The organism is Leptolyngbya sp. GGD (genome assembly GCF_026735145.1).
Taxonomy (GTDB): Bacteria; Cyanobacteriota; Cyanobacteriia; order Leptolyngbyales; family Leptolyngbyaceae; genus Leptolyngbya; species Leptolyngbya boryana.
Window position 1 is genome coordinate 1 of record NZ_JAPQKE010000024.1, and the last position, 2359, is coordinate 2359.

Genomic DNA, 2359 nt, shown 5'->3' on the forward strand with positions numbered 1-2359 from the left:
CAGCAGACAAGCGATCTCAACGCAAATCAAACAGAGGCTGCGATCCTTTTCTTGGGATGGAGTTCTGCGGATTAGAGCAGAAGTTCTGCTCAAAACACCGATGTTGCCGTTGAGGTTGTGACAGTTCTTTAACGGTGAAATGCGGGACTCAAAATATAACCAAAAAGCGATGTATGCCATTTTTAGTCCGAGAGTCTATCCTGATCTTCGGTGTGACAGTTGAAGGGCTTCCGCAGATTCAAGAATTGTTAAGAAATTTGGATCTCAAAAAATGTAGCTGATCTAATCCCTGTAAGGATTTCCTTGTAAATTCCTGGATCAGTTGTATGATGCTATGCAGATTATTTTTTGAAATAGTCGAGAAAACAAGGTTTAAAACGGCAAAAGCCGAGCCGAAACCAGAGGGTAAGTAAGCCTGAGAAACTTTATAAGCCCCGGAAGGATGACTCGACTTTCACAGTCAGCTTAACGCTGATAGAGATGATACTATCTGACAGGATTGTATCGCATCAGTCGAGAGATGACACAAGAAAGTTGAATTTTCATCCAAGGTTCGGCTCCCAGAAGGAGTAATGATGAAACTTTCTACCTCTCAATTCAATCCCGCCCAGAATTCCGAATCCAACTTCTATGCGCTCTTCCCGCACCGATACGATTATTTGTGGGCAGAGCACCCCGCACCGGGAGAACGCCCGCAGTGGCAAACTCAAAGCAAACATCCCCTGAGCGATCGCCTCCTCCAACAGGGAGCGTTTCTCTATGGCGTGCGTTTTGGTTCCAGGACAAATTACGTTCTAATCGACATCGACAAAAATAGCGCGTATCATCCCAGCCGCGATCCATTTGCGATTCAGCGACTGACTGGCGCATTGGAGCAGATTGGTCTCGTCTCTTATGTTGCCGTCACTTCCAGTCACAGCGGCGGGTTGCACATCTACTTTCCCTTTACGGCCGAGCAAAAATCTTACCAAATGGGCAGAGTCGTCCAAGTGATCGCTCAAAATGCGGGGTTCAAAGTCAAACCCGGACATCTGGAACTTTTTCCTAATGCCCGTCCCTATCAAGAAAAACTCAGTCTTTACGCAGGACACCGCCTTCCACTCCAACTCGGCTCTTACCTCCTCGGCCCAGATTTTGAGCCAATCTTCACGATAGAAGCCGAATTTGTACGGCAGTGGCAATTTGCCCAAGCCCGCAACGATATCAGCACAGAAGTCATCGACCAAGTTTGGAAAACCGCCCACCGACAAGAACGTGCCATCACAAAGAACGCCGCGAAATTTCTCAACGACCTAGACGCAGAAATTGAACCCGGCTGGACTGGAACTGGACAGACCAACTGGATTCTCAGTAAAGTCGCCGATCGCGAATTCATCTTCCGTCATGTGCTCTCAGGCGGAGAACCCCTCGAAGGAGAATCTCTCGTTGCCGCCATTCTTCAAGTTGTCACGTCACTGCCTGGGTACAAAGAATTTTGTCGTCATCAGCACGAGATTGAAAACCGAGTACGAGACTGGGCGCGGTGTGTAGAAAAACATCGATATCATTACGGTGGAACGAAAGCGAAACTTATGGGTAACTCTAGTCCGCAGTCCAAACCCCCGAATCAAAATGCTCTCAAAGCCGAAGATGCACAACGGCGAATTCGTGAAGCTGTTGCGGATCTTATTGCTAAAAACGAATTTCCTAGCGCTATTACAGCACGACGAAAAGCGATCGAGCGTTATGGCATCAGTCCAACAACGCTGAACAAATATCGATCCCTTTGGCATCCCAACGAGTTAGATCACACTCCTAAAGATCAGCCAGAAAAAGTCCCTGCAGAAAAATCATCAGAACCCTTATCAAATAAGGACGTACAGACCCTAAGCCTAAATAAGCTTTTAGATACTTCTGCTGCTCCTCCAGAGCAAGCAGAAGTACTCAACGATCGAATAGGGGGGTGCGGGGGGAGTTCGATCCCGCCAGCCTTAAAGCAAAAGATTTTAGCTAAACTTGAGCAAGCACGCCGAGGGCACTCCGTTGTTTCGATCGAAACTAAACGTCAACAACGTGCTAGCGAACAGTATCAAGCTAAATTGACACGATGGTTAGAATCTGGTGATCCAATCCTAGTTAAAGAAGCGAGAGAGCGGCTTGGACTGCCACCCCTGACATGAGATCTAATTTCTTGACAACTTTCCTGATCATCATGCTATAGTGGGAAAGCGTCGGAAAACGAAAGTTGACGCAATGAACCTAGACAACAACATAGTTTGGAAGCCAGAAAGAGCATCAGCTCTCGTTAAACATTTAAGTCTTGAAATAGATTTTCAAGACGAAACAAGAAAACTTTCCGAAACGTAAGAAAGTTTCAAAT

The 2359-nt window shown here is 46.6% G+C and carries 1 protein-coding gene; it reads left to right on the forward strand.

Annotated elements, in window-relative coordinates; translation table 11 throughout:
* Nucleotides 1–575 precede the first annotated feature (575 nt).
* The gene (locus OU814_RS31235) at nucleotides 576–2159 is read left to right on the forward strand and encodes a hypothetical protein (RefSeq protein ID WP_268243319.1); all 1584 of its coding nucleotides are present in this window, start codon (nucleotides 576–578) and stop codon (nucleotides 2157–2159) included.
* Nucleotides 2160–2359 lie beyond the last annotated feature (200 nt).